Source organism: Phormidium sp. CCY1219, from assembly GCF_035615515.1.
Classification (GTDB): Bacteria; Cyanobacteriota; Cyanobacteriia; order Cyanobacteriales; family Laspinemataceae; genus CCY1219.
This window is the reverse complement of sequence record NZ_JAJENT010000728.1, coordinates 1-7930: the sequence shown is the minus strand read 5'-3', so window position 1 is coordinate 7930 and position 7930 is coordinate 1. Positions and strand designations below refer to the sequence as shown.

Here is a 7930-nt window from a genome sequence, read left to right as displayed (position 1 = left end):
GGGGGGAGAACTCCTCCCTACGCATAAATGACGAGGGTTTCCGTTCTCCCCCTTACCAACCCTAATTTCTGATGAAGAAATTATTAATCTGTAATTCTTCATTCTCTAGCCCCTGAGGACTTGCGATCGCCCAGGTCGCCAGATTGAATCGAGACAACCCCCCCAAACCCTTGTCCCCTGGATAAGCGGGGTGGGCTACAGCGGTGAACCAATACCGGGTAAACCGCAGGAGGGGGGGGAGAGAAAAAAGCCTTATCGTCCGCCAACCACTACATTTTTAATGCGAACGTGGGGACCGCCGACACTCACGGGAAGCGGAGACTGACCGCCTTTCCCACAGCCCCCATTGAGATAAACCGCATCATTTCCGATCGCCTCGATATCCTTTAACGTTTGGAAGACATTGCCGGTGAGCGTCACATCGCTGACCGGTTCAGCAATTTCGCCATTGCGAATCATGTAGCCTTCGGCGGCGGCGAAGGTGAACATTTCGCCATTGGTTTGACCGCCGATCATGCGGACGGCATAAACCCCCTCATCGATATCGCGGATAGTCTCCTCGAAAGAGCGATCGCCCGCTTCAATCGCCGTATTCGTCATCCGCACGATCGGGGGATAAGTGGCACCGATCGCCCTTGCATTGCCCGTAGGTTCTTCGTGCATTTTGCCCGCCGTTTCCCGGTTGTGCAAGCGTTGGGTGAGCACCCCATTTTTAATCAAATACTTGCGTTGTGCCGGCACCCCCTCATCATCGTACTTCAGCGAACCCGGCAGATTGGGAATCGTCGCATCATCCACCACATTGAGCTGTTCGATCGCCACCGGCTTGCCCAATTGCAGTAATTCCTGCATGCGGGGATTTTCGTAAACGAAATCCGCCTCCGAGAGATGGCCAAACGCTTCGTGAATGAAAACCCCAGCCAGATAGGGGTCGAGAACCACCGTATATTGGCCGCCTTTCACCGATTTGGCTTCTAACTGACGAATCGCCCGTTCTGCAGCACTGCGAACCCGGTCCTCGATATTGGAGAACGCATCGTAATCCGAACGAGAGTGAATGGATTCGTAGCCTTGACGGACGACCGCGCCATCGCCGCGCGCGATCGCGCCAAACCCGCCAGAGACATTCAAGCGTTCTTGGGCAATACAGGTGCCGGTGGAATTGACAAAATACGAGATCCCGAAGCGATCGCGGTAACTCGACATCGTAGTTTGAATGCGCGGGTCGAAATCCAGCAGCACTTGGTTGTAAGTTTCCACCATTTGCCGCTTGTCTTCCAGGGAGACCCCTCGCGGATCCCGGCCTAATTCCACCGCCACATAATCTTCAATCGGGTCCAGGGGTGCCAACTCGGTGGTTCCTTCACCAATCAGTTTCGCTTGGGAGATCGCTTCTTCGATCCGGTCTTTCAGTTCGGTTAATCCGTTAAAGGTGACGAAACTCCAGCCTCCTTTATGGCAAGCGCGAATTCCCCCGGCGAGGGAGAGATTGCGATTCACCGAGTCCAGGCGAGGCCCGCGAAACGAGATCGAATTGGATTCGCTTTGTTCCATGCGGATTTCCAGATAGTCCACGCGATCGCGATAAGGGGCGATCGCATCGCGTAAGCGATCGAGCATTGAATTATTCACCAGCTTGCTTTTTCCTCGTGGGTTTGTCTCAACGTTAATTTAAAATTTCCTTTTTTTAGTGTAGATCGCCGCGATGGGCGCAAGGGTTAGCCCCTGGATCGGCGGGTCGGTTCAGTGGCGATGAGAAAGCGGGTTTTTCCAGCCAATGTGCCCAGATTCGCAACCCATGAGAGACAAACCGCGAATCGAGGGGGATAATCCGCGCCATCGGCAACCCAGTTTTCAATGGAAATTCCCCTGGGGTAGGATGCTGCAGACCGATTGCCCTGCACCGAAAATAGCTGGTAGAATAAAGCTTTGAGGGTGAAATCAGGAGCGAAATCAATCGGAGAAACCCTGCCCCTTGCGCCCTTGGAGGAAAGGGAGCACAGTGGAAAAAGCGGCTATCTCGCTCTTGGACGGCGATCGTGCTAGATTATTGCGCGGTGAGTACCCCGAATCAAGTTTTAAGTCACTCATACTAAGGACATTTAAGATTGATGGATTGGGAAAACGCCCAACTGATTTGCACCCTCTCTGAGCCATCGGGGCCTGTAGCGACGATCGCCTTTACTGCCGATGGGTCGGCGATCGCGATTGGAAGCTGTGACAGTGCAGTGAAATTGCTGCAAGTACCCAGCGGCGATCGCGCCTTCACCTTGTTTGGTTATCCCTTGGGCGTCAACTGCATCGCCATGAATCCGCGATCGCCCTTAATTGCCGTGGGCGCGCCAGATGGAACCGTAGAGCTATGGCAGTTTCAGGAACGCAAGCGCGTAGGACAATTCAGTGGAGATGGACGAGTCACCGCCGTTGCCTTCAATCCCGATGGAACCCTAATCGTCACCGGCAGCGATAACTCATTTGTGGATACCCTGTTTGCCACCCCCGCCAAGAAGCCTCATCCTCCGGTGGAAGATAGTAATGGAGGGACGATTAATATTTGGGGCGTGATGGATGGGCAGTTGCGAAAAAGCCTCTCCTTGCCCGATGCACCAGTCAACGCGATCGCCATCAGTCCCCAAGGACAATTCTTCGCCAGCGGTCATCGCGACGACACCATCAAACTCTGGCATCTGCCCAAAGGCACCTTGAGCGGAACCCTGCACGCCCATGCCGATGCCGTGTATTCCGTCGCCATCGGACCCGACGGCGGAACCCTTGCCAGTGGCAGTGGCGATCGCAACATCCATATTTGGCAGATTCCGGAAAATTCCACCCTGCCCCAACAGCCTCAGCTTACCCTCGAGGGTCATACCGATGTGGTGTACTCCCTCGCCATCAGTCCCGACGGGAACACCCTTGCCAGTGGTAGTGGTGACGGCAGCATCAAACTGTGGGATTTACGCACCGGCTTTGCGATCGCGACCCTCAACAGCGAATCCACTTCCCCCCCCGCCGTGATGTCCGTCGCCTTTAGCCCCGATAGTCACACCCTCGCCGCCGGCAGTAGCGACGGGGAAATTAAAATCTGGCGCATCGCCACTGCCGCTCAATCCGCTTACACTTAAATTGCATAATTCCTCCACCGAAATTAAAGCTATTCTCCTGGGAAAAACTTCTGGCCGCCCAGCATGACCGGGAAACCCCCGTTTGCAGATATCCTTCAAACGCCTGATAAACTCATCACCGAATTTGGGTCAGCAAAACTCTTTATTAAGCAGTCATGCAAAATAAATTGCACATCGATTATTGAGGTTTGTAGGGTGGGCCGACACGAGAACTTCCGGCGCGCGAGGCACTTCCGAAAATGGCGAGGCCCACCCTACCCTCTGCAATTATTTTTGCCCGAGTACATAAATAAATAAGCCCCCTTCGGCGAGCTAGGTTTGGATTTAGCCCTACCCTTCTCGGGAGTGGGGAGTTTTGAATTTGGAGAATTTATCGGTAAACTTGACAGCATGAATTGCCCTAAAACCGGGGATAAATTCGCAGGGCGTGCCAGGGGGGGAAAGCAGTTTAAATGTAAAATGAACGGAAAGCGATCGCCCGCCACCCCAGGGAAAAACGCCCCCAGAAGCAGCCCGATTGGCGATCGGCCACTGGAAATAGAAATAGCAGTGGAAGCGGGGGTGAAAACCGAACAGGGCGATCGCAAATCCTCGACTTTACATGGTTTTTCCCGCGATTCCCTGTTTCCCCTTCCCGGTTCCCTGCTATAAGATAAAAGTTTGACCCATTCAGCTCTGAGAAGATGGCAGAAACCCTTTTTTTTAACGCCCTCCGTGAAGCCATAGACGAAGAAATGGCTCGCGATCCAACAGTATTCGTACTGGGAGAAGACGTCGGTCACTACGGTGGATCCTACAAAGTCACCAAAGACCTGTACAAAAAATATGGCGACCTGCGGGTCCTCGACACCCCGATCGCCGAAAACAGCTTTACCGGACTCGCCGTGGGTGCCGCAATGACCGGACTACGACCCATCATCGAAGGCATGAACATGGGCTTCTTGCTCCTCGCCTTCAACCAAATCGCCAACAACGCCGGCATGTTGCGCTATACCTCCGGTGGCAACTTCAAAATGCCGATGGTGATTCGCGGTCCGGGCGGCGTAGGGCGTCAGCTTGGCGCAGAACACTCCCAAAGACTCGAAGCCTACTTTCAAGCCGTTCCCGGCTTAAAAATCGTCGCCTGTTCCACCACCTACAACGCCAAAGGACTGCTCAAAAGCGCCATTAGAGACAACAACCCAGTGTTGTTCTTCGAGCATGTCCTCCTGTACAACCTCAAAGAAGACCTGCCATCCGACGAATATCTCGTCCCCTTGGACAAAGCTGAAATCGTGCGCAGCGGATCCGACGTCACCATCTTGACCTATTCCCGGATGCGTCACCACGTTTTGCAAGCCTTGCCCCAAATGGAAAAAGAAGGATTAGATCCCGAAATCATCGATTTGATTTCCCTCAAACCCTTGGATCTAGACACCATTGGTGAATCCATCCGCAAAACCCATCGGGTCATCATTGTAGAAGAATGCATGAAAACCGGCGGCATCGGCGCAGAAATCATCGCCTCGATTAACGAGCGATTTTTTGACGAACTCGATGCCCCAGTGTTGCGGTTGTCCTCCCAGGATATTCCCACACCCTACAATGGAAACTTAGAGCGACTCACCATCGTGCAACCGCCGCAAATCGTCGAAGCGGTGCAGAAAATGGTCGCCCTACAGATATAAAGTTATGGAATGCAGAGTTTTGAGCGTTGAGTGAAAATTCCCAACCAAACGCTCACCTCAAAACTCTACCCGCAGGTAAAGCTATGAAAAAACAGCGTTCGCTATTGGCCTTAATTTTGGTCCTCGTCATCGCTGCCATTACAGTGCTGGTGCAGGTGCCATTACGCCTGGGATTGGATCTTCAGGGAGGGTCGCAGCTTACCATTCAGGTGCGACCCTCCGAAGAAGTCAAGCAAATCACGCCAGAAGTGATGGAAGCGGTGCAAAGCGTGGTCAGAAACCGCGTGGATGCCCTGGGGGTATCCGAACCGGTGGTCCAAACCGTTGGCACAGATCAGATTTTGGTTCAGCTTCCCGGCGTCAGCGACCCCGAACAAGCAGAACGGGTCCTCGGAGGCACCGCCGTACTCGAGTTTCGCCGCGAAACCCCCAACGACGAAGTGCAGGCACAACTCAACGTCCGCCAGCAAGAACTGAGTCAATTATTGCTCGAACAAGCCGCATTGGAAGAATCTGGCGGTGAAGAGGCATTCGCAGCTTCCCAAGCTGCAGTGCAGGAAAAGTCGGAGCAAATCCAGGCCCTTTACGAGCAACTGTACGAACGAACCAGGTTAACCGGGAAAAATCTGGAAAATGCCTATCCACAACCCGCCCAAGCTGGGGATAATTGGAATGTGGGACTCGACTTCGATGACGAAGGCGGTAAACTCTTTGCTGAGTTAACCCAAAGTCTCGCCGGAACCGGTCGCACCCTGGGGATTTTTCTCGATCGCCAGTTGATTAGCTCCCCGATTGTCCCTCCGGAATTTGCCGAAACCGGCATTACTGGCGGACGGGCGGTGATTCAAGGTCGCTTTAGCGTCCAAGAAGCTAATGAACTGGCGGTGCAATTGCGCGGCGGTGCTTTGCCCGTGCCGGTGGAAATCGTGGAAAACCGCACCGTAGGGGCAACTCTGGGTCGCGACAGCATCGTGAGCAGCATTTATGCCGGCCTCGGCGGCTTGATTTTGGTGCTGATTTTTATGGTGGTTTATTACCGCCTCCCGGGTGTACTGGCAGATTTTGCCCTGGCTATCTATGCTCTGCTGACTTTGGCCACGTTCTCTATCTTTGGGGTAACGTTGACTCTCCCGGGAATTGCTGGGTTTATTCTCAGTATTGGGATGGCAGTGGATGCCAACGTGCTGATTTTCGAACGCACGCGAGAAGAGTTGCGCGCGGGGAAGAGTTTGTATCGTTCGGTGGAATCCGGCTTTTATCGCGCTTTTTCTAGCATTCTCGATAGTAATGTGACGACTCTGATTGCTTGTGTGGCTTTGTTTTGGTTGGGTGCGGGTCTGGTGAAGGGCTTCGCTCTTACCCTGGGAATTGGGGTGGTGGTGAGTATGTTTACGGCAATTACTTGCACTCGCTCTCTTTTGTTTGTCGCGATCGGCTTTGACGAACTGCGAAAACCACAACTGTTTTGCCCGAATTTATCCACTGTAAAGAAAGCTCGAGCAGAGGCAGGTTGATGAGATTAAATGTTATCGAACAGCGCAAGCTGTGGTGGAGTGTCTCCGCGATCGCTCTGGTCATTGGGTTGCTGGCAATGGCGATTTCTTGGACGCAAATTGGCGCACCCCTGCGTCCCAGTCTCGATTTTGCCGGGGGCACTCGCTTGCAGTTAGAACGGGATTGTACCATTCCCAATGCCTGCGATGACCCGATTGACCCCGGTACGGTTCGCGATATTTTGGCCGATCGCGGATTGGGTAACAGCAGCAGCATTCAAGTGCTCGGCGAGGATAAGCAAGCCCTCTCCATTCGCACCTCTACCCTGGATGTAGACGAACGCACCCAACTGGTGGATTCCCTCGAAGCTCAACTGGGGACTTTCGATCCGGAAAAAAATCAAATCGATACCGTCGGTCCGACTATCGGACGTCAGTTGTTCGCTAAGGGCCTTTTGGCTCTGGTTGTCTCTTTCGCCGGCATTATTCTCTATCTCAGTTTCCGCTTTCAGTTCGATTACGCTTTATTCGCGATCGTCGCCCTGTTCCACGATGTGGGTATCGCTTTGGGGGTTTTCTCGATTTTGGGATTGACTCTGGGCGTGGAAGTGGATAGCTTGTTCATTGTCGCCCTCCTGACGATTATCGGTTTCTCGGTTAACGATACGGTGGTGATTTACGATCGCATCCGCGAAACCACCAAGCGCGAAGGAGTGACTCACTCGATTGACTATATTGTGGATGAATCGGTCAATCAAAGTCTTTCGCGTTCTATCAATACCTCGTTAACCACCATGCTCTCTTTGGTGGCCATTTTTCTCTTCGGCGGCGAAACCCTCAAGTATTTTGCCCTCGCTTTGATTATCGGCTTTAGTGCAGGTGCTTATTCGAGTATCTTTATCGCCAGTACCCTGCTTGCTTGGTGGCGCGAACGTCAAGAGTCAAAAATTCCCGTTCCCGCCGATGGCCCTCCGGAACTGGTGGATTCCGAACCGGAATCTAAGGACATTTAGTCCCTCTTATGCTGCCAATTTTTGTACCTAGGGTACAGAAATTGGCGCGCGGGTTGCATCCTTACAAACGCTGAAAGTTACACGCTTTCCACTCTTCTACACAGATGCACCACCATGACTCCTTCTCAAGATTCCCCCAACCCAACCCCTTCTCTGGCTTCCTTGACACAGGATCCCACCTTCGTGGGGCAAGTCCAGCGATTGCATGAAATGACTGTGGTTGCCCGCTGGCTGTTCGTCCTTTTCCTATGGCTCACTGTGGGTTCTTTGAGTTTGTGGGCATTGCGATCGGACATTCAACAGTTGCTCGACTACTTTACCTGGGCCGCATTGCGCTACAGCTTCAGTTTGTACTACAACCCCATCCCTACCCTCGGACTCCTCATTTGTATCGGCATGACCCTCGGTGTCTTGGTTTGGCAAAGTCGCAATATTCTCTTTGGACTCCCCGACAAGGAGCGATCGCGTCTGCAAAATCAAGTCCTCCGCATTCGCCACCAGGGTCCTTCTCATCCCCTCTGGAAAATCATTTGCTCCAATTAACCGCAACTCCCAACCATTGCTAATTTTTTTTAGAAGTGGTAAAATAGTCAGTAAAGCTCGGTGGGTCAGGCAGGGCATATAAGCAATAATTG

Annotated in this window: 7 protein-coding genes; 6 read left to right on the top strand and 1 reads right to left on the bottom strand. The window is 52.9% G+C overall.

The features are described from left to right. Window positions 1-252: 252 nt before the first annotated feature. Entirely contained in the window at window positions 253-1620 is a 1368-nt protein-coding gene (locus LKK83_RS22010; protein WP_324633503.1) for a TldD/PmbA family protein, read from the bottom strand. A gap of 491 nt (window positions 1621-2111) precedes the next feature. Between LKK83_RS22010 and LKK83_RS22005 the strand changes: the two genes are divergently transcribed. From LKK83_RS22005 to LKK83_RS21980, 6 genes are all read left to right on the top strand, one after another. Continuing rightward, complete coding sequence (locus LKK83_RS22005; RefSeq protein WP_324633502.1) at window positions 2112-3122, top strand: WD40 repeat domain-containing protein; 1011 nt, start codon at window positions 2112-2114, stop codon at window positions 3120-3122. A gap of 459 nt (window positions 3123-3581) precedes the next feature. Continuing rightward, window positions 3582-3773 (top strand): hypothetical protein, encoded by a 192-nt coding sequence (locus LKK83_RS22000; RefSeq protein ID WP_324633501.1) that lies wholly within the window; start codon window positions 3582-3584, stop codon window positions 3771-3773. 32 nt (window positions 3774-3805) lie between these two features. Beyond that, window positions 3806-4789, top strand: a complete 984-nt coding sequence (locus LKK83_RS21995; protein ID WP_324633500.1) for an alpha-ketoacid dehydrogenase subunit beta — start codon at window positions 3806-3808, stop codon at window positions 4787-4789. An 83-nt stretch (window positions 4790-4872) separates the two neighbouring features. Next, on the top strand, window positions 4873-6303 hold the full coding sequence (gene secD / locus LKK83_RS21990; protein WP_324633499.1) for a protein translocase subunit SecD: 1431 nt from the start codon (window positions 4873-4875) through the stop codon (window positions 6301-6303). Continuing rightward, window positions 6303-7295, top strand: a complete 993-nt coding sequence (gene secF, locus LKK83_RS21985; RefSeq protein WP_324633498.1) for a protein translocase subunit SecF — start codon at window positions 6303-6305, stop codon at window positions 7293-7295. Before secD ends, secF begins: the two co-directional genes overlap by 1 nt. 114 nt (window positions 7296-7409) lie before the next feature. Then, a complete protein-coding gene (locus tag LKK83_RS21980; RefSeq protein WP_324633496.1) occupies window positions 7410-7838 on the top strand; it encodes a hypothetical protein in 429 nt (142 codons plus the stop codon). Window positions 7839-7930: the final 92 nt, after the last annotated feature.